Annotated in this window: 21 protein-coding genes; 8 read left to right on the forward strand and 13 right to left on the reverse strand. The window is 38.2% G+C overall.

Annotation, left to right across the window (positions count from 1 at the left end; translation table 11 throughout):
* Positions 1-218: 218 nt before the first annotated feature.
* The 3 genes from AR334_RS07115 to AR334_RS07125 all read right to left on the reverse strand — a co-directional run bounded on the left by AR334_RS07115 (position 219) and on the right by AR334_RS07125 (position 3,286).
* Entirely contained in the window at positions 219-1,418 is a 1,200-nt protein-coding gene (locus AR334_RS07115) for a hypothetical protein (RefSeq protein WP_066307334.1), read from the reverse strand.
* 60 nt (positions 1,419-1,478) lie between these two features.
* Positions 1,479-2,030, reverse strand: coding sequence for a hypothetical protein (locus AR334_RS07120; RefSeq protein WP_066307336.1), 552 nt, complete (start codon positions 2,028-2,030; stop codon positions 1,479-1,481).
* 635 nt (positions 2,031-2,665) lie between these two features.
* Positions 2,666-3,286 carry a GPR1/FUN34/YaaH family transporter gene (locus AR334_RS07125; protein WP_082692819.1) on the reverse strand — a complete coding sequence of 207 codons (621 nt, stop codon included), beginning with the start codon at positions 3,284-3,286 and terminating at the stop codon, positions 2,666-2,668.
* Positions 3,287-3,757: 471 nt separating this feature from the next.
* Between AR334_RS07125 and AR334_RS07130 the strand changes: the two genes are divergently transcribed.
* From AR334_RS07130 to AR334_RS07140, 3 genes are all read left to right on the forward strand, one after another.
* Positions 3,758-4,507 (forward strand): DUF4230 domain-containing protein, encoded by a 750-nt coding sequence (locus AR334_RS07130; protein WP_066307338.1) that lies wholly within the window; start codon positions 3,758-3,760, stop codon positions 4,505-4,507.
* 80 nt (positions 4,508-4,587) lie between these two features.
* Positions 4,588-4,854 carry an Ada metal-binding domain-containing protein gene (locus AR334_RS07135; protein ID WP_066307340.1) on the forward strand — a complete coding sequence of 89 codons (267 nt, stop codon included), beginning with the start codon at positions 4,588-4,590 and terminating at the stop codon, positions 4,852-4,854.
* A 102-nt stretch (positions 4,855-4,956) separates the two neighbouring features.
* A complete protein-coding gene (locus tag AR334_RS07140; RefSeq protein ID WP_066307345.1) occupies positions 4,957-5,412 on the forward strand; it encodes a hypothetical protein in 456 nt (151 codons plus the stop codon).
* A gap of 174 nt (positions 5,413-5,586) precedes the next feature.
* Here the strand turns inward: AR334_RS07140 and AR334_RS07145 are convergent, their stop codons facing one another.
* Together AR334_RS07145 and AR334_RS07150 are read right to left on the reverse strand one after the other, a co-directional pair.
* Positions 5,587-6,330 (reverse strand): SDR family NAD(P)-dependent oxidoreductase, encoded by a 744-nt coding sequence (locus AR334_RS07145; RefSeq protein WP_066307349.1) that lies wholly within the window; start codon positions 6,328-6,330, stop codon positions 5,587-5,589.
* A gap of 136 nt (positions 6,331-6,466) precedes the next feature.
* Complete coding sequence (locus AR334_RS07150) at positions 6,467-7,210, reverse strand: SDR family NAD(P)-dependent oxidoreductase (protein WP_066307352.1); 744 nt, start codon at positions 7,208-7,210, stop codon at positions 6,467-6,469.
* A gap of 772 nt (positions 7,211-7,982) precedes the next feature.
* Between AR334_RS07150 and AR334_RS07155 the strand changes: the two genes are divergently transcribed.
* Positions 7,983-9,896 (forward strand): N-acetylmuramoyl-L-alanine amidase, encoded by a 1,914-nt coding sequence (locus AR334_RS07155; RefSeq protein WP_066307353.1) that lies wholly within the window; start codon positions 7,983-7,985, stop codon positions 9,894-9,896.
* A 471-nt stretch (positions 9,897-10,367) separates the two neighbouring features.
* On the opposite strand, the gene AR334_RS07160 is transcribed toward AR334_RS07155, so the two are convergent.
* Positions 10,368-10,688: a hypothetical protein gene (locus AR334_RS07160; protein WP_066307356.1), complete on the reverse strand. Its 321-nt coding sequence runs from the start codon at positions 10,686-10,688 to the stop codon at positions 10,368-10,370.
* A 378-nt stretch (positions 10,689-11,066) separates the two neighbouring features.
* On the opposite strand from AR334_RS07160, the gene AR334_RS07165 reads away from it, so the two are divergent.
* The 4 genes from AR334_RS07165 (at position 11,067) to AR334_RS07180 (ending at position 13,715) form a co-directional block, all read left to right on the forward strand.
* A complete protein-coding gene (locus AR334_RS07165; RefSeq protein WP_066307359.1) occupies positions 11,067-12,107 on the forward strand; it encodes an alpha/beta fold hydrolase in 1,041 nt (346 codons plus the stop codon).
* Positions 12,108-12,173: 66 nt separating this feature from the next.
* Positions 12,174-12,767: a TetR/AcrR family transcriptional regulator gene (locus tag AR334_RS07170; RefSeq protein WP_066307361.1), complete on the forward strand. Its 594-nt coding sequence runs from the start codon at positions 12,174-12,176 to the stop codon at positions 12,765-12,767.
* Positions 12,768-12,839: 72 nt separating this feature from the next.
* On the forward strand, positions 12,840-13,097 hold the full coding sequence (locus tag AR334_RS07175) for a hypothetical protein (protein WP_066307364.1): 258 nt from the start codon (positions 12,840-12,842) through the stop codon (positions 13,095-13,097).
* A 135-nt stretch (positions 13,098-13,232) separates the two neighbouring features.
* Entirely contained in the window at positions 13,233-13,715 is a 483-nt protein-coding gene (locus AR334_RS07180; protein WP_066307368.1) for a GyrI-like domain-containing protein, read from the forward strand.
* A gap of 410 nt (positions 13,716-14,125) precedes the next feature.
* Here the strand turns inward: AR334_RS07180 and AR334_RS07185 are convergent, their stop codons facing one another.
* The 7 genes from AR334_RS07185 to AR334_RS07215 all read right to left on the reverse strand — a co-directional run bounded on the left by AR334_RS07185 (position 14,126) and on the right by AR334_RS07215 (position 20,631).
* A complete protein-coding gene (locus AR334_RS07185; RefSeq protein ID WP_066307372.1) occupies positions 14,126-14,494 on the reverse strand; it encodes an SET domain-containing protein in 369 nt (122 codons plus the stop codon).
* Between the two features lie 671 nt (positions 14,495-15,165).
* A complete protein-coding gene (locus AR334_RS07190) occupies positions 15,166-15,900 on the reverse strand; it encodes an NAD(P)H-dependent oxidoreductase (protein ID WP_066307378.1) in 735 nt (244 codons plus the stop codon).
* A 59-nt stretch (positions 15,901-15,959) separates the two neighbouring features.
* The gene (locus tag AR334_RS07195) at positions 15,960-17,234 is read right to left on the reverse strand and encodes a TRAP transporter large permease (RefSeq protein ID WP_066307382.1); all 1,275 of its coding nucleotides are present in this window, start codon (positions 17,232-17,234) and stop codon (positions 15,960-15,962) included.
* Positions 17,231-17,713: a TRAP transporter small permease gene (locus AR334_RS07200; protein WP_066307384.1), complete on the reverse strand. Its 483-nt coding sequence runs from the start codon at positions 17,711-17,713 to the stop codon at positions 17,231-17,233. The genes AR334_RS07195 and AR334_RS07200 overlap by 4 nt, the downstream gene beginning before the upstream one ends.
* A gap of 56 nt (positions 17,714-17,769) precedes the next feature.
* Positions 17,770-18,828 carry a TRAP transporter substrate-binding protein gene (locus AR334_RS07205; RefSeq protein ID WP_066307387.1) on the reverse strand — a complete coding sequence of 353 codons (1,059 nt, stop codon included), beginning with the start codon at positions 18,826-18,828 and terminating at the stop codon, positions 17,770-17,772.
* Positions 18,829-18,889: 61 nt separating this feature from the next.
* Positions 18,890-19,564: a GntR family transcriptional regulator gene (locus tag AR334_RS07210; RefSeq protein ID WP_066307389.1), complete on the reverse strand. Its 675-nt coding sequence runs from the start codon at positions 19,562-19,564 to the stop codon at positions 18,890-18,892.
* A 176-nt stretch (positions 19,565-19,740) separates the two neighbouring features.
* Positions 19,741-20,631, reverse strand: a complete 891-nt coding sequence (locus AR334_RS07215; protein WP_066307391.1) for a DUF6282 family protein — start codon at positions 20,629-20,631, stop codon at positions 19,741-19,743.
* Positions 20,632-20,650: the final 19 nt, after the last annotated feature.

Here is a 20,650-nt window from a genome sequence, read left to right on the forward strand (position 1 = left end):
GACATAATTGAGATTGGTCAGGAAATTTTACCTCCCTATATTTTCATACGAATCCAATCTTATAATTCAATTTAACAATAAATACAATAACATTATCCACCGTACGACAATTGATTAAAAACATTCAATCGGCGCTGAATTCGCAGGGAACGGGTTAGAGACGTCCTGTCACTTGGGGCTTTTGTGGATTCCGCTAACCGATTAAGGTAAGACCCGTTTTACTGACCCTTTTTACGTACCAGTTTTTCGATTAATATTGGCTTAAATTTTATATCTTTAATGATAAAATCTTTTGGATCAAATTGTTTCCCTGTTGGCGGAGGTGGCGGAGGGGGAGCACCAACTTTTCTTTGCAGTGTTATCCCATCGGGTTCATGAAGTGGCGGATTATATCCGTCGGGATCAAAGATCTTTGGCGGTTTGATTTGCCCCGCTGAAAGTGCACTGGCATGATCCATCACTGCATTGATAAGTTTGGTGTAATCTTGAATTGCTTTATTAATATCCTCTTTTGCAGGCAGATTCTCGAAAAATTCTGGATTTCGGACCGCAAATTGAAGATCATTTCTCGCCTGGATAAAATGCATCTTCTGATTTCGCGCGTCACGAATGGCAAATAGGAAATTTTCTTGTTCTTCCAGGGGAGGCGTAGGTAGCGGCAACGTATCATAAGTTGCAACTTCCGTCTCGTATGGAAAAGCGCTTGCTTTTGCGATTGTAGGAAATGCCTTAAATCGAGCGAGAACTTCACTTATTTCAACGGTGGGAGAGATTTCAGGTCCGCTCCCTGCACATTGATACATCGTTGCGTGATACTCCGATTTCGATTCGTTTTTACTGTTTGCATTTTCAAAGCTCGACTTAAAACTTCCTGCTACAGCTAAACCATTAAATTCTGCCTCTAATCCAAATGATAAATTGCTCTGTACGCTTGAATCGACTGAAGTGATTCGGATGACAGCATAAAATTCTCCACCGGTTTGAAGCCCCCTTACAAAACTGTCTCCAAAAGCCCTCTTAAATTCATCAAATCGGTTTGCATTTAAAAGTGCTTGTGCTGCGTCCGATACTTTAAAATTTTTCCCACGGGAAATTGGGTTTTGGACGGTAACACGGGCTACAAGAAATGTTGATGTTGAATTGTAATTGGACGATTCGGAAAATTTGGACTTTAATGAACCTGAGGCCAGCCCATATCTTCCTGAAGCTTCGAAGGACATTCCGAGACTTTCCATCAGTTCTTCATGTGAGTTAATGATTGAAATGGATGAAAAGACCTGTTGTCCGTTAAAGACTGGTTCGGGAATGGTAAAACCCTCAAGTGCCGTACCAACAGCAAGCCCTGTCTCGCTATTAAATCCCATACCAATCTCTTCTTTGTTAAACACCAGATTTCGAATCTGTTTCACAGGCGGCATCGAATCTCCTCCTTTAATTCTACAAATTTATTTTGAGCAGCGGGCTGGCACTACTCGACTTTAAAATCTTCCCCACCAGTCCAATGGCTTATTGGGAGTCATCAGACTTCTCCATAACTCGTTACATGGAGTTGAAAAATTGAAAAACGTTTTTTCAGCAAATCCTTCTAACGGATCTAGAAAAGGTTGCATGGTTAGTTTGTCTTGAATCGAAACCTCCATTGGAAGAATGCTATTTTTAGCAATCTCGAACTTTAAATCGGCTCCATATATTTTTTTTGATCCATCGAATATTTCGAATGAAATATCGTGGATTAAGCCAAGTCCAGATCCTCCAGGTTTGATGACAATGCGATTGAAAAAGTCGCCACTCGGAAAACCGTCAGGGTAAGTGGGCAAGTTTTCATCAGGTATTTGAATTGGTTCTTTTGTGAGTGCTTTGACCAATAATGCTCCCGTTGTTAACCCTGTCCAAGTATATAAGCCACAACCATCCGTATTCAGACTATCTGCAGCAGAAGGTCCTTTATTGAACCGATCCCAGGCAAGAAGTAAACCTAATCCACCAACACCAGGTGCTGCTCCAGCGACAAAAAATGCAATCTGTGCCAAATGTTCCCCTCCCAAATTCAATTCATTGGATTACTTTGCAAGGCAAGCCCTAGGCAATATAGTTTGCCATTGTGGGCACCTCCTTATCTTTTTATTATCATTTTATGAACGAGTTTTCCTTTTAAGAATAGGGGTATTTAGAAACCAAGCTCACCATTTTACACAAAAGCGCCCACCGGTGGACGTACGAGTTGAGGTCTGCATCTTTCTTGGAAAGCTATGGAATATAGCGGCATGCAGAGCTCTCGCAGAAAAAACAGTCAAAAAGCAACTCTCTCAGCGTTGGCATATCCTCTCAGACGGAACAAAGGTTTAAAGAGATTTGTATAGCTGCTTTTTATTAAAATGTAGTAATCTCACTTGGAGCCAGCCTGATTTCGCATTGTGTAGTTTTGAATTCGGAGCTTTTAAAGTAAAACATGATGAGTTTATTGAACAAATAATAGCTGGTGGAAAGAGGATAAAATATAGGTGTATTAAAGTAGTATAGAAAAACAGCGAAGGCACGTTGTGCAAACATCCTTAGTGAAGGATGATTCTTCGTAAATGTTCTGACACAGCTAAGGAGTGGCTAGTCGTAGGAGAAAGCTCCGCACGAAACTAGCAAAATTAGTTGTTTAAGAACCTCAGCTTTTTTAAGCTGAGAGGTTCAGTAAACGATCTTGTACTTTTCTTTCACCAATTGGTAAAAGGGTTTTGCCATATAATTCATTTAGCACTTGTGCCATAGCCGCATAGATGGCTGTAAAACCGCAAAGAATCCCTTCATATCCAGCTATTGTTAAAGTCAAGCTAGAGCCTGTGAAATTTGCAATGGCCAATAAGAAAAATAGAATCGTAAGTGTCCCAAAAACAACTTGCAGGGCCGTATTTATACGCAAAGTTCCGATAAACATGAATAACGTAAAAAGTCCCCACATAAATAAATAAGCGGCCATTGATAAAGAATTAGCTACTTCACCATAGCCCATTAATGGAATCACGTTTAATGCAACCAATGATAACCAGAAAAAGCCATAAGACGTAAAGGCTGTTGTTCCAAATGTATTATTTTTCTTGAATTCCATGATGCCCGCAATAACTTGTGCTAATCCTCCATAAAATATGCCCATTCCTAAAATCATGGCATTCAATTCAAAGAAACCTGCATTATGAATGTTCAGCAAGATTGTTGTCATACCAAATCCCATTAAACCAAGTGGAGCAGGGTTAGCTGTTATTTCTTTGATGTTTGTAACTGTCTTTTCCTTTTCCAATAAAGTCACTCCAAATTGATATATTAGTATACATGCACTAGGTTGTATTATAGGCAGGGCGATTCTGTTGACTTAGTTTATTTATCTCTTTTCTTAACTTTTCTTGCTGGTTAGTCAAAATAATGGTCTCCTTTTATTACGATTTTGTCTGTAATAAACTACTAAAGCTATATTATTTCGGGTGTGAATCCACCTAATTAATAAAATTTTCGACAGTAAATTGTTAATACCTTCCTAACAGGCACCCTAAATGTAATAAAAAAAGATGTAACTGGTGTATTTCATAATGCCGGTACTGACTTTTTATTACTTTATAGTCAAATTTCCACATTATTTCCCTTATTTCGATACAAAATGCATTGAATTCTTTTTATATTCTAGTAGAATATAATATGATATTTCTAATTTTTTACATCTTTATTTAGATTAAAAGGATAAGCATTGTAATGGTAATAATGAGAGGTGAAAAGAATGAATACGAATAGAGAAATTTTAGAAGAAAAAGATGATAAAATTGCTCAGCTAGAGAGACAATTAATAGAATTAAGGGAAGCAAAACAGCAAAGTGCGGCAGCTATTGCGGTAGATTATAACTCAAGGACCTTTTCTCCACCGAAAGGAAAATTTAAGTTTTTCTTAAAAGCTGGTGGCTGGAAGATTATTTTGCCCATCCTTGTTTTAGCCATCGCAGTAGGAATTTGGCTATTTGCTGGCAGCAACTCCAAACAAGAGTCTGTCACGTTTGTTGAACGTGTTCAAGAGCTATCCACATTGGCAACAGCTGAAGCTCATATGAAAGAGGTTCTCTACGAAGAGGAATATAAGAAATTCTTGAATATTAATCTACCAGGAACAAAGCGAGAAGTTCTATTAATTGTACCTGCGACGGTTATTGCTGGTGTTGATTTGAAAGGGATTACTTCTAAGGACATGGATATTAATGAAGAAACAAAAGAAATAGATATTACCCTTCCTCATGCAGAGCTCATCCAGGACCCATCAGTACAGATGGATAAAATACAAGCCTTAGACAAAAATGGTCTTTTCCGTGCTGATATTAAAATGAAAGAGGGCTTTGACCTGGCCGCTGAGGCACAAGAAAAAATTCGTCAAGGAGCCATCTCTAGTGGTTTACTAGATACTGCAGAGAAAAATGCAGAAAAAGTGTTAAAGGAATTTTTTAAGAATATTGATTATACGGTAAATGTCACGTTTAAGTAATAGGAAGGCCTGCCCATGCTGCTTGGGACAGGCCTATTCTGTCATTTACTGTAAAAAAATGAGATCATGGGGTGAATAAAATGAGTGAAAAAATGTATACCTTGCTTGATGCGAACCGCAAGCCATACCAGAGTGCAACGCCAGGAAAGCTGGGAGGGAACGGAAAAGGCAAAATCTATGGGCGGCTGGATTGCCCGGCTGCATTAAGAGCGATAGGCAAAGGTGGGTATGTGGAAAGTCGGGTCTTCTTTGCAGATGAAGAAACGGCAATTGCAGCCGGATTTCGCCCTTGCGGAACATGTATGCGCGAAAAATACAAAGAATGGAAAGCGTTGCAAGGAAAATAAAAAAGAGTGCCTGGCACCGCCCAAATTTTGTCAAGAGCAGGGATGTTGTCACTCCAAGGAGAATATTCTAATTGGAATATTTAATAAGGGGGAGAAATCTAATTGGCAAATGATAATGAAAAAAATTTAAAAAAGATTAAAAAGGTCTTTGATAAACTTGGTGTAGAAGATGCTAAAGAAATAATTGATATAGAAAAGTTTGAAGGATTAATACAGAATTTATCTAAGCTACCTGCTGAAGCTTTAGAAAGTTTGGTTAGTAAAATTCCAAACTTTACGGATCTATCTAAAATGTATCTCGATAATTTAAATCATTCATATAATAAATTAATGAATGATCTAATAGAGGAAAAAAAGAATCTTTATTCGATGTTACAAAAAGAAGATTTGTCAGATAGTGATAAGGCTTGGGTGATGAGTGAAATTAAGGATATAAGAAGGACTATGCTTATAAAGGATACTTTATATAATATTCAAAATAATAAAGTTTTCAAAGTAGGTGCAACAGCTCTTAGTATTGCATTGGCAGCAGTTGTAGGAAGTAAAATGAAGAAATAAATATTCAAAAAACACTCATTGGAATAACCTCTTTATCTAACTTCGTTATTAATGTTTGGGGCAAACGAACAATTAAAAGAGTGCCTGACACCACCCGAATATTGTCAAGGGAAGTGACAGGCACTTGTTTTAATTAAATCATTTCCAGTTTAACCATAAGCCTTTTTATATCTATTATAGGTCAGAAATCATTCCACCATCTACCACGAATTGAGCACCAGTTGAATAGCTTGAATCATCAGAAGCTAAATATATAACTAAATTAGAGACTTCTTTTACTTCAGCTCTTCTTCTTAGTGGAATATCTTGTTCAAGTTGCTTAAGATATTCTTCAACATCTGGTTGGTCAGCCATAGGAGTTTTAATAATTCCTGGATGTACAGAATTTACACGGATGTTAAATTGTCCAAGTTCAGCAGCAGCACCTTTTGTCATTCCAGTTACAGCATGTTTAGAAGCACTATAAGCAATAGCCGTTGGCGCACTTACCAAACCATCTACTGATGAAATATTAACAATGGAACCTACACCAGCTTTTTTCATAGAAGGCAATACTTTTTGCATTCCTAAAAACACGCCAAGCTCGTCAACTTTAAATGTTAATTCGAAGTCTTTTACAGTTAGTTCTTCTAATGGTTTGAAGATACCAATCCCTGCGTTGTTTACTAACACGTTGATTGGGCCAAATGTTTCTTCTGTTTTTGCTACAACTTCTAACCAGTTTTCTTCATTTGAAACATCTAATTTAAGAGCGATTGCGTTTTCTCCTAATTCACCAGCTAGTTTTTGTGCACCCTCGAGGTTAAGGTCAGTAATCGCTACTTTTGCTCCTTCTTCCACGAATTTACGGGCATGCATAGCACCCATACCTTGTGCTGCCCCAGTAATGATTGCTACTTTACCGTCTAGTTTACCCATGACTCAATTCCTCCGATTCTATAGAAAAGATTATATTAATAACTCTAAGGTGAGTATTCACACACTTATAGCCATCACGACTATTATTTTTCCAAGAGATTCCCTTTATACTTACCAAATAGCATGAATTACCAAGTTATTTAGCGGTATATCCACCATCAACATGAATCGTTGTGCCTGTAACAAAGTCATTCTCAGCTAAGAAAACAACTGCATGTGCAATTTCTTCCGGATTTCCTAATCGGCCAATTGGGTGCTTAGCGACTAAACCATCATAAAAATCTCCCAATGCCTCTTTGTTAACTAAACCAGATTCAATAAACCCAGGTGCAACTGCATTTACACGAATGTTTCGATCTGCATATTCTAACGCTAGTGATTTAGTCATAAGGTTAACAGCACCTTTACTTGCAGCGTATGGAATCGCTGTTGGTTCACCTACAGTTCCTAATATTGATGATGTATTAATAATCGAACCGCCTCCGGTTTTTAACATTTCGCGAATCGCATATTTTGAGCCATAAAAGACTCCGTCTTGGTTTATCGCAATAACTCTTTTATATTCTTCGGCAGTCATTTCATGAGTAGCCTTTTGTATTCCAATACCGGCATTGTTATAGATGATATCTAATTTACCGAAACGATTAACCGTTTTAGAAACTAGATTTTCAACTTCTTCTTCATTTGCGACATTTACCTTCACAAATAATACATTGTCATAGGTTTCTTTCAATTCTTTTTCTACCGATAATCCTGTTTGCTCGTTGTAATCAGCAATCACAACTTTTGCGCCTTTTTCTAAAAATGCCTTCACGGTAGCAAGTCCAATTCCCGAAGCGCCACCTGTTACAATTGCTACTTTATCTTGTAAATTTGTCATGTTAATTCCCCCAATGTTCTAAAAGATTTGTGAACTTTTTGTGAACAACTTCATGATAATCCTATCTTAAAATATTGTCAATTAAAGAATCTTGAATTTGAGATATTTTATTTCCGATTAGATTTGATGCCTTCCACGACCAGAAAATCGCTCGGTTTTGTTAATTGTTTATACGTGACGCGAAAAAGAGCCCATTCTTTTAAGAATTGGACCCATTTCCTCTTTCGTTACTATTGGAGCATACCGCACCACATACTGAGTCTCCGACAGGGATATAGGAGATAAATACCAAGTTATTTAGGAGATCGATCTTAGAAATAGAAAGATATAAATTTTTTTCATTAATTCTTTTTGATAATCTAAAAGGAATTGCGGTTTTGCCTCATTAAATAAATATAATAGTTTTTCAGTATCAAAAGGTTCCCTATCTTGTTCCCCGAGTAAACGGTAGAAGTTTACATCATTGCGATTTATTAAAGATCAACATGTCGTTTTGGGCTTGATACATCTAAAACTCCTGAACTCGAAGATGCAGATGAGATCAAACGAAGAATTGATGAAGCCACTCAACCCCTTTCCTCTTCCATACCATTTATATATTTTTTAAAGCTTCTTCAATTGGTTGACCTCTTTAGTGATATATACCCATCTTTTTCCAATCAATAACTTCATTCTATGCAATTTGAATCATTTTACATCTCTATGGAAGGAAAAACTGTCATGCTGAGGGAATTGTATAATTCTAAAAATTCTGTCATAAGGGGGTTATAAAATGGTTTTTCATGTAAAAAAAGTCTCAAAAGTTGTAGCGTCTTCCGTACTCGCGGCTTCCCTATTAATTGCGCCTTGGTATTTTTCCAAAAATGAAGTCAAATCCTATGCGGAAACTATCGGAAATTCGGAAGTTTCACAACAATTATTTGAAAATGTGGCAAAGGAATTTGGGGTTCCCGTCAATGTCCTGATGGCTGTGTCCTACAATGAATCACGCTGGGTCCAGCATGAGGGGCATAGCGAAGTAGGCGGGTTTGGAATCATGAATTTGGTCCAAGCGGATCAAGATCATAGTGCCAAAGGGGATGAAACAGCCGAGGGTACATATAACACAGCTGATGAAGCCATATACACACTTGACCAAGCAGCACAGATTCTTAAAGTAAATCCAGATTTGTTAAAGGATGATCCTGAGCAAAACATCCGCGGCGGTGCCGCCTTGTTAGCTGAATACGCTAAGGAAACGACTGGCGGCCTTCCTTCCGATGCTGCCGATTGGTATGGGGCTGTTGTAAAATACAGCGGATCAGACATTGCAGAATTAGCCACAGATTATGCCGATCAAGTGTATGAAACCATCCAAAACGGGGCGGTAAAATCAACGCATAACGGTGAGAAACTGACGCTAACAGCGGAGAATATCGTTCCGAATAAAGATACGGCCAAAAATATTCCACTGCGGAATGCAAAATTCAACAATTCGGATTGTCCAAACGGGTTGGAATGTTCCTTTATTCCTGCACTGTACAAACAGTTTTCAAGCAGTCCAACCAATTATGGGAATTATGATATTGCCAACCGCCCTGAAGATGGGATTGATATTCGCTATATCGTGATCCATGATATCGAGGGGAGTGCCCAGTCGGCCATCAATCATTTCCGTAACCAATCTTTTGTAAGCGCCCATTACATTATTGACTCAGCAAACGGGAAGGTCACACAAATGGTTCGTCCAAATGACATCCCTTGGCATGCGGGAAACTGGTATTTTAATATGCACTCCATCGGGATTGAGCACGAGGGATTTGCAGTGGATGGAACGAACTGGTACAGTGAGCAAATGTACCGTTCAACTGCCAAACTTGTAAAATATTTATCTGAAACATATAACATTCCATTAGACAGACAGCATATTATTGGCCACGATGAAATCCCGGGTCTGACCGTTTCCAAGCATGCTGCCATGCACTGGGATCCAGGCGCATACTGGGATTGGTCCCACTTCTTTAACCTGCTTGGAGAATCTTTGAATCCAAGCAAAGGGGACAAAAACAGCTCGATTGTAACGATCCGTCCGAACTTCAACACGAATAAAGCAGGTTATACGTATAGCGGAAAAGATCTTGATTCCCTATCTTCTAGTTTCTTACAGTTATATAAGGAGCCAGATTTTAACTCCCCTCTTATCAGCGATCCTGTTCTAAATAAGACCGCTCCGGGAACAACGCGGCTCAATGACTGGGGAGCCAAAGCCACTATGGGGCAAAGCTATGTTAAAGCCGATCAACAAGGGGATTGGACTGCCATCTACTTCGCCGGGCAAAAGGCTTGGTTTTACAATCCTAACAACAAAAACACTGTTCCGGGAAATGGAACTGTAATTAAACCGAAAGATGGGCTTTCTTCTATTCCAGTTTACGGGGCTGCCTATCCGGAAAATTCCGCTTATGATGGCACGGGAATTGCAGCCTCGGCACGAGGAGTAGCAGAGGTCTTATATCAATTGCCAAAAGGACAAATGTATGCAGCGACCGGACCAATCCAATCCGATTACTATCACGCCAAAAATTTCAATGATCCAGCCACTAACAAGGTCGTGAAGGGTACGGAAGAATTCTACCAAATCTCTTTCAATCATCGCATTGGGTTTGTGAAGAAAAGCGATGTTGATGTTGTCGTTAGTCCAAAATAGCTTTTATTATTTCCTAAGCTGAAAAAGACTCGTTTTATCGAGTCTTTTTCAGCTAATTTACTTACCTTTAATTTAGGAAAATTATAAACTTTTTAGTTGCTTATTACTCTTTTAATAATTTCCCAAAAAACCAAACTATTAATATATTCCAAATAAGGAACTTATCTAGATACAGAAACCGCAAACAGCGTTTAGTCTCTTTTGGACAAGGGATGTGTTTGAACCTTTTTCTGTCATGCTTTTATAAGCATTTGAAAGTTTATTAAAAGTCGAATCCAAGGATTTAATGGACAAATCTTGAATCACTTTATTAACAGGCTCCATATACCAACCTCACTTTCTCTTTTAGAAATCCTATAGTTAATATATTTCTATTCGGCAATATAGTCTATTGTTGAATTAGAGATACGTATTGAATTTTTATAGTCGAAAAATCCTTTCCAGGTTGAATTGATTTTACAGGCGGTTTTCTCAAACAAAAGCACTACTTCGTGTAATTTCAGAATAATATCGTATGAGTTTATCTTTACTTTTTGCATACTCTATTTCTTTTTTTGTGCTAGTTCCCATATAACCGTCAACATCAATGACCACGATTTCATCCGACATATCAATCTTCCGATAGTGCAATTCCTCAAATAGTTTTTCTTGCTCTTTGGTTGTTTTGATCCCCTCACTTTGTTCAAAAAAACCAAGGCTTAATACAATATTCCCTTCTAAAGTAAGTTTTGCTTCCATTTCCCGAAACTGTTTCTTGAATTTTGTCGAACCACATAGCGTAATCACTTTCATTGTATTCCCAACTCCCATATAGACACACTTACTATTTTTCCTGTTGTGGTTTTCTTAAGTAGTAAGTACTTCGACAATTCTCGCCAAAATCCCTTTGGACACTAAACCTAGTACCGTATCAAATTTCAAAAGGCGTATGTATGTTGATAAAAAAAGAATAACGTTCTATGAGTTGGTGCCAAATTTTAAAATATTATTAAACATCGTAGTGTTCTACCATGCAAGAACGATCTTTTTCTTGGGTGAGGAATCTAAAAAAAGAGTTTTCCAAAGTATATTTTACGCTATTTACTTATTGACAATTTATGTAAAACGTCTCACCATTATAATGAGTGAGCAACTCACTCAATAACAAAAATGGAAAGAGGGCGTGTTCGAATGAGCCAAGGTAATATCCTGCGAGAAATCGTTCTGAGGAAGAGAAATCAGAGAATAAATACCAAAGAACTTCAAATCAGTACAACTAACAGCATCGTAGAAGGCTGTTACGTTAAAATTGGCGGTATTAATCAGTGGATTACGATTCGTGGCGAGAACCGGAGCAACCCAGTTTTATTATTGATTCATTGTGGTCCAGCTTCAACCTATTCCATATTCAGTCCGTTGTTGCGTTCATGGGAGAAACATTTCACTGTTGTTCAGTGGGATCAGCGTGGAGCAGGAAAGACCTTTGGCAAGAATGGTAAAGACGGCAGCGGAGCCATCACTTTCGACCGTCTCGCGAAGGATGGGATAGAAGTAGCAGAATACTTGCGTGAAAAACTCTGTCTTCAAAAGGTCATTCTTATTGGAAGTTCTGTGGGCAGTCTAATTGGTATCATGATGGCAAAGCTTCGGCCAGATCTTTTTTATGCCTATGTCGGCACAGATCAGAATGCCCCAGATACACAAAATCTTTTGTATACATTATCAGTCAACGCTCTCCGCGAGGCAGGTAATACGAGGGGTGTTGAGTTGCTTGAACAAATGGGGCCTGATCAATCCCAATGGAGTCGTAAAGATTTTGACAAGAGAAATCGGCTTATCGTTAAAACGATTAAGGATGTACCCAATATGATTACAGACTTAGTCTTGCCATCAATGCTCTCTTCTCCTGACCATACAATACGTGATTTGATGGATATTTTTAAAGGTATGAATTATTCTCTTGAACATTTATTTGATGAATTAATAAACTTTGATTCTAAAAAATACGGGAAATTTGAGCTGCCGGTTTTTATTTTTCAAGGTGATCATGATATTATCACGCCAACTGAACTGGCTAGAGTATATTACGATGAGATTGAAACCCCTCATAAGGAGTTTGTTTTTATTAAAAATGCTGGCCATCTTGCCTGTTTTGCACGGCCTAATCAGTTTCTTGAGGAATTGATCAAGAGAGTACGTCCATTGGTTCCAACGCCTTTCAACAAATTGTAAAAAGCAAAAGTTCTCTAGTTGAATGATATAATGAATATGACATTTTTAGATTCGGAGGTTGGAAGGGTGTCTCCATTAAATAGGCAGCAGCAGCTTGATCAAATCCGTGACGAACGCAGGGAGCAGATAAAACAAGCGGCGCTTAAAATGTTTGCCCGCAAAGGATATACAGGAACGAAAACAAGCATGATTGCGAAGGAAGCAAGCATTAGTGAAGGATTAATTTACCGTTATTTCAATTCTAAAGAGGAACTTTTCTTAACTCTCGTTGAAGAATTGATGGAAGAAGCAAGAAGGGAACTCAAGAATGTTGGGAATTTACCGGGAACACCTTTTGAACAAGTGAGAACATTAACGAAAAACATACTTGATAAGGACAATATGCATGCCTTTATGTTAATGGAACGTGCCCGTACAGCTGATGATGTTCCCGAAAAGGTCTCACACATTTTTGAAGGAACTTCAACTAATGTTTTAATCGAACCAATCATTCCAATTTTCGTTAAAGGTCAGGAATTGGGTGAATTTTCGCCAGGCGAACCCCGAAAAATGTTGTCATGGTATTTTACCATCATCAACAGTCTTCTTATTCAAGAAGAGATTGATGAAGAGTATGGGTTACCAGATGTGGATGTGTTAATACGTATTTTGACAAATTAGTTTCCAAGGAATAGGATTTAATCCCTTTGCCCTTCCATTTAGTCTAGCATCAGTTGATCTTTTAATAAAATAATGGGAAACCAAAGTGAAAAGGTTTCCCAGTCTTTTTTAATAAATGATAACGTTGTAGTTGAACAAGGAATTTATACTTTATCCATTGAAATTGTATTGCTCGGTAAGGGAAAACGGTTCTTTGATTCTGGTACGATACCGACTGCCCTGCAATTGCTTGAATCCAGATCGTTCCCGAGCGGCTCAGTTCTATTGCGCTACGAGACTGCCGGAAAACCGACTTTCCGCAATATGGAGTCGGATGCCGACTTCAGTTAAAATATGATGCATCGTTGGAATGGATGGGATATTCTATTAGATTATTTTTTAAGAAATAATAAATAAATCATCATCATTTAAAAAAAGTCCAAAGAGAGCACAAAATCACAGGTTAATCTGAAGGGAGCCGAACCAATGAAATATCAAATTGTGGAAAGAGATGCTTTTCGGGTAATCGGAATCAAACGGGAAATACCATGTGAGGGAGAAGGAAATTCACCCAGCAAGGGCATTAATCAGTTTTGGGGTGAATCAGCCGCTAATGGAATAATGGATCAGTTATTGCTATTAAATAACGGAAAGCTAAAAGGGCTTTTAGGAGTGACCAGGAATTATTACCAAGAGAAAAATACCATCGACTACTGGATTGCAACGGAACATAGTGGTGATGTAGCATCGGAGTTTTCAAGCATGGAATTCCCTGCCTCAAAATGGGTTGTTTTTGATGTAAGAGGGCCAGTTTCAACAGCTATGGCGAATACCTGGAGGCAAATTTATTCAGAATGGTTCCCATCTAATAAATATGTGCCTTCTGAAATTGCCCCGATTGAAGTTTATATGGACCCTGATCCCGATAGTCCAAACTCCATGAATGAAATTTGGGTTGCAATTAAATAAAAAAGTTTCATAAGGGTGGACTTCTATGGCAGCCATTATTTAAGTGAGTATTAACAAGATTGCCTGGTTCCACCTTAAGCTTTGCCGAGGAGAATTCGACAAATTGAGGGAGTGGCACAAGTAATTGCCTTATGTTCCCTTCCCCTCCGATGCTATTATTTATGGGATATACCACGTTTGTACAATATAAAGACAACTACTAATTAATCCATATGCTATATAATTAAGGAGATGTTTCCATGAAAATTAAATTTAAACCCGTAAAAATTACTATAGTGGAAGCATTTATGATTACATTAGCTTAGAAAAACAATGGGGGCTCAATCTTATAGACTAAGCCCTCGATAAATTTAAGATTTAACACATTCCCTAACGTAACAAATTTGTCCTCCCCTTAGGTTCTTCACAAATTAATTAACGTCAAACCATAACGGTTCATCGTCATCAGGTTCTCCATTATAGTTAATGAAAATTTCTTCTCCTGCTTTTATGTCGATCAGTGCATAAAAGTCAATTGTTCTATTCCCAAAATTGAGTTCAAATATGGCATTGGGCGTATAGGAGTGGTTAAATAATGAACCATATCCTAAAGCAAGTGCACACTCATCATGATCTGGATCCCACCAGAACACATACTCCATCATGATCGTCTTTTTCAAATATTTGTAATCCTTACCAGGAGACACAATAACTGGAGCTTCATGTATCAGTTCACCTTTATGAATGTCGCGGGTTGCAAAAATCCCTCTGCCATATTTTGATTTCTTTACTTCAATCACTATCACCACCGCCATTATAAAAAAATGAATATTTTTTTATTAATGTATGTCAGCAGGTTTACAGGTGATAAATAGATTGACTATGGTGCCTGTCACCACCTGAACCCTGTCGAGGAGAATTCGGCAAATTGCGATTAGTGACACTAGGCACTTGCTTTAAAAGACAAAACTCATTCGTCAACAGGTAAAATTGTCTTTGGGATTCCAAAAAACGGTATCCTAAAGACAAAATTAACATCAGGTGTTCAAAAATGTCTTTAAACCCGACTCTTAAAGACAAAACTGGATGGTTAACAGGTAAAATTGTCTTTAGGATTCCAAATACTGGTATCCTGAAGACAAAATTAACGTCTGGAGTTCAGAAATGTCTTTAAACCCAACTCTTAAAGACAAAACTGGATGGTTAACAGGTGGAATTGTCTTTAGGATTCCAAATACTGGTATCCTAAAGAAAAATTAACGTCAGGAGATCAATTAATTTCTTAAAAAAGGAAACCTTGCTACCTAATAGCAAGGTTAATCTAGAGAGAATATATAGAAAAGTTGTTTTAAACCGTCATTTTCCAACCTGAGGAGCGTGTCCGTCACCACCCGAATAGTGTCGAGAAGAATTCGAAAAAATACGGGTAGTGCCAGGCATTTGTCTTCATATTCCACCAAGTGTTTTCCATTTAACGGTCCAGTTCCCAACCACGTTGGTCCACTGGCTTTATTGCTTTTCGAGTATCGGGCATTTTCTTTAACCTTTCCTGCCACTCGCGATCTTCAGCCATTTCCCTCAACTTCTTTTCCCAAGAATGAAGGTATTCTCTTCTTGTCTCGTCATCGACTCTCGGAGCAGCATAAGCAACAAATGGTTCCTCTACATCAAGCCCCATATATTCAAGCATACAGTGATGAATCGGATAAAGAACCTTCTTTATATCACCATACACATCGGAATCTGAGAATCGTTTCTTTGTTCCACCTGTAGTAATGCACATAATCCCTTTTCGCCCCAGAAAACGGCCGCTGGTAAAACGTTCACCATCAGCATAAGCAACACCATAAGCCAAGACACGATCAAACCATCCTTTTAGGATTGCTGGAATTCCGCCCCACCACAGTGGAAAAACAAAAATCATCAAGTCTGCATCTAGAATTCTATTTTGTTCGCGTTTCAGATCCTCTGCAAACCCATCGTACATACTAGCGTGAAGTTGCTCATTTTGATAATGAAACCGATTCGGGTCCGCTGCTGTTGTAAAATCATGGCGGCCTGCCACTGGATTAAAATTGTCAGCATAAAGATCAGACACCGTTACATGATGACCAAGATCAGCAAATGTCTGTACAGCACGATCTTTAAGCGCACCACTAAATGATGTTGGTTCGGGATGAGCATATACGATTAATACATTCACCATGTTCCCTCCACATTTTCCAATCCCTGCACACTATTTACAAACAAGAATCCACTTGTTTTTTAGTAACCTAGCATGTGTGGAATCCATAAAGATATTCCTGGCATATACGAGATAATAAACAACGCCACAATTAAACCTATAAGGAGTGGGAAAGAGGCTTTAACTAATTCTCCAAGCTTTACCTTCGTCATATTCGATACAATATATAACACTACACCTACTGGCGGTGTCACTAACCCAATCGTTAAGTTCAAACAGATAATGACTCCAAAGTGGACTGGATCAATTCCTAACGCTAGAATAACGGGCAAAAATACAGGGACTAAGATTAATAGAGCTGCCGTTACCTCCATAAACATCCCAATGATTAATAGCAAAATGTTAATAATAAATAAGATAATATATGGGTTATCACTTAAAGTAAGTAAATAATTTGCCATTTGCTGTGGAATTTGTTCAAGTGCCAAGGACCATCCTAGAATATTAGCCGTTGCAATGATAAAGGTAACGGTCGAGGTGATCAGACCTGTTCGTAGAAATATCTTTGGAAAATCAGAAATTTTAAGTGTTTTATAATAGAACATTCCTACTAAAATAGCGACAAAGCAGGCTACCGCTCCAGCTTCAGTGGGAGTAAATGCTCCAGAGTAAATTCCGCCTAAAATTATTATTGGAATAGATAATGCAGGCAGGGCTCTTAAAAAAGAAAGAAAGATCTGTTTTACTGGAGGAAATTTTCTAACCTCGAAATTTCGCTTACGTGCATAAAAATAAACAATGATAAAATGAATAGCGGCAATAAGAAATGCGGGTAATATTCCTGCCATAAACAAAGCGCCGATCGATGTGCTGGCAACTACCCCATAAATGATAAACGTCATACTTGGAGGATGAATGGGACCTAGAACAGAGGAAGTGGTCGTCAAGGCAGCTGCAAATCTTCTGTCAAACCCATCCTTCTCCATTTCAGGAACAATGGTAGAGCTTCGGATTGCAGCTTCAGCATTTGCTGATCCAACAATTGCTCCAAGAAACAAGCCAATTAATACATTCACATAGGCAAGGCCGCCACGTAAATGGCCTACTAGGTTTCGAGATAAGTCCAGTAATCTTGCCGTGATTCCGCCTGCATTCATTAACTCTCCTGCCAATACAAAGAAGGGAATCGCCAGTAAAGTAAAGTTGTTAACGCTTGAAAGCATCCTTTGGGAAGTGACGCCAATTAACGTCGTCCCATCGATGCTTAATAAATGTAAAAATGCCGTTATTCCGATTACAAAAGCAATGGGGATCCCAGAAAAAAGCAGAACAACAAATAGGATCAGTATTATCATAGAGTTTGCTCCTCATTAAACGATTTAGGAGAAAATAAAAATGCCAATGCATGAATGAACATAAAAGTCATTCCTAGTGGAATGGATAAATAGGGCCACATCATCGAAACACGGAAGCCAGATGCAACCTGCCTCATAACGGTATCTGAGAAGGTTGCAGCATAACCCAGGTATGCCAGAAAGACAATGAATACAAGGGACACCAATTGCGTTAACATATATATAGGTTTACGTACTTTCTCTGGGAGTCTTTCAACCGCATCGATAGCGACTAGTTCTCCCTTTTTATACCCTACGCTCGCTCCAATAAAAGTTACCCATACCAATATAAATCTTGCTAATTCCTCACTCCAAGAAAATGAATGATGAAAAATATTCCGGGCTCCAACCTCCATAAGTGTAATAACAGTCATTAATCCAATTAAGAAAGCAAGAAACCATTTGGTATATTTATAGACTATGAGACTGAGCTGCTGCATTCATTTTGCCTCCTAACAAAACGGGGGAAATAGAGACTAGATCCCCCCGATTCTCATTATTTTAACTTATCCACTTCTTCTGCAAATTCTTTTATTAGCGGGTGCTTCTGTGTGTAGGATTTGTAAACAGGTTGTGCCATTTCGATAAATTCATCTACATTTTGAAGTTCCGTTACTTTGACCCCAGCGTTTTTGACTTCTTTAAGGTTTTTCTCATCTTGACTCTTAATTTGCTCGAATAAGTAGGCAGTCGCTTCTGCTGCAGCCTCTTTAATTAATTTTTGATCTTTTTCTGGAATCGACTTTAATACTTTATTGTTAATGAGGATGACTCCAGGGAATGGAAATTGACCTGCAAGTGTAAAATGTTTAATGACTTCTAAGTGTTTCTCAGCATACATGGTTGATAAATTGGTTTCTTCCCCATCGATTACCCCTGTTTGTAACGCACTGTAAACCTCACCATAGGCCATTGGTGTCGGGGATGCCTTTAATGTTGCAAAAATATCTGAAATTAATGGTGACTGAACAACACGAAGCTTTAATCCTTCTAAATCTGCGGGTTTCTTAATTTCCCGAACATTATTTCCAAGATGACGCATTCCGCCCTCCAAGTAAGCCAGACCAGTAATTCCTAATTCATTTAGACTATCAAGCATTTTTTGTGCTGTTTCCGTTTTAAGCGCTTGTTCTTCAAGATCATAAGTATTTAATAAAAATGGTAATTGAAGAGAATCAAATACGGGTGTGACGGCACTCATAACAGGTGTTGAAACCATTGCCATATCTAAAGTGCCATTCATGACGTTTTCTAAATTTTCCCTTTCCTCACCAAGCTGTCTATTCGGGAAGATAGTAATCTGAATTCTTCCATTTGTTTTTTCATCAACTAACTCAACAAATTTTAAAGCTCCCATATGAAATGGATGTGCTTCTGCAGCAGCATGAGAAAGTTTTAATTTATGTGTAGCTTCTTCTTTCGCACCTGTACTAGGTTTTGATTCCTTTTTATCACTGCCTGATGTTTGGGTTGCAGGTTTTCCGGACCCTAGACCACAGGCAGTTAAAAACGTCATCATAAGGAATACCAAGAAAATAGATGTTAGCTTTTTCAATATCTTTCATCCCTTCAAAATTAAATTTTTTTCAAAAAAATATTTTCCCCTTCTGACATCCCTATATGATGTGTTGCCCGTTGTTAATCTCGTTGAACCAGGATACTGATTGTAAGGCAGCAAAAAGCCGCTTTGTACTAAATTCTTTTTGGTGCCGAATAATTTGTGATGCCCGTTCCGCATCATGATTCTTTATCGCTTCAATGATTTCCTTGTGTTCCTTATTTGAATCTATTAAACGATCGGGAACAAGCGTAAAAATAGACTTTGAATACAGACTTCTAGCCGTAAGGTTTTCTAAGGTCTCTATTAATATTGGCGAATGGCTGCCTCTGTATAGAGTATTGTGAAATTTGGAGTTATACTTGCCAAACATTTCTCGGTCGTTGTTTTCAATACATTCGTCCATTTTTTCAACATATTCTTCCAAACGTTCAATTTCCTCATCTGTGATGTTTTCTGTGCTAAGTCGAGTAGCATAGACCTCTAGCTCGAATCGGACATTGCAAATATCCATAAAGCTTTTTGCATTAAAAGGCGCAATCCTTGCACCTCTATTTTTCTCGAATTCTATTAATCCCTCTGACTCAAGTCTTTTTAATCCTTCCCGGACAGGGATATCGCTCAATCCTAATGTTCTTGCAATATCCCTTATATTTACCTTGTCTCCAGGTTTATAATGAAAAAGGATAATTTGATTTCTTAAATATTCATAGGCCTCATCTGATTTACTCATTTCTTTCACCTTTGCTTATAGTTTTTGTGGATACATGTTGAAGGCAATGCCATTTTTCAGTTGGTTACATATATAAATCCTTTTTGCTATATATAAACTCTGTTTTTATATTTAAATGAATAAGGATTATATATAATTTATTCGCGCAAATATTTACTACGTGATGAAAAGGTTAACTATCCCTCAACGAAAAACGAAGTATTATGTGCAGTCATTATTCTAATTTCTTCATTGGAAAAACCATTTTCAGCAAGATTTTTCACAAATTCAACTAAGCCTTCATCAGGGTTGGGATTTGAAATTTGTCCGAGATCGGAAGATAGGATGGTCTTTTCGGGACCAACGTATCGGATATGTTCATACAATTCTTCCCATGTAACCCCATATCTTGGATCAATACAACCGAAGCATTGCTCCATATAGGCTCCTAACTCAGTCAGCTCTTTTTGTTCCTCTTTTGTGAATGCAATCGATGAAAACGTTGGGTGGGTAACCAGTAATTTCCTAACCCCACGGTCTTTTGCGGCAGTTGCAAGAGCATAGATTTCTTTTTTGGAAAGGTGGCCTGTCGCTAATATTAAATCTCTTTCGTAAACCAGGTCCAGAATTTCAAAAATGGGCTTTTTCAATTTTCCATCTTCAAGAATGGTGATGGATGTTTGAGGAAGCCCTTGTGCTTTACGCTCTACCTGAACCTGAGCCCAAGGCGGAAGCACTTCATAACTGCCCCTATTCGTTACATAATCGATTTCATTTTCAGAATCAAAAGTAGGCATCCAGACAATTTTTGCACCATCTCGTGCTGCCATTTCCACAGCCGTCGGATTTATTCCCCCTACCGAATTATTCAAGGTGATCGCTCCAACAGGGTTTAGCTTGGGATATAATTTTTTAACGATACGAGCTCTTTCGGCGGTGCAGAAGTAATGGGACTTAATCCCAAACCCTTTCATTCCAATACTTTGAAGACGCTCTGCATAATCTAAATCATCTAATTTCCTTTCAGGAATATCAGGCCCTGTGTGGACATGTAAGTCATAGGCACCTTCAAGCAATTTTTGATACATCAAGCCCTCTCCTTTCTAT

The organism is Bacillus sp. FJAT-29814, from assembly GCF_001510715.1.
Taxonomy (GTDB): Bacteria; Bacillota; Bacilli; order Bacillales; family Cytobacillaceae; genus Neobacillus.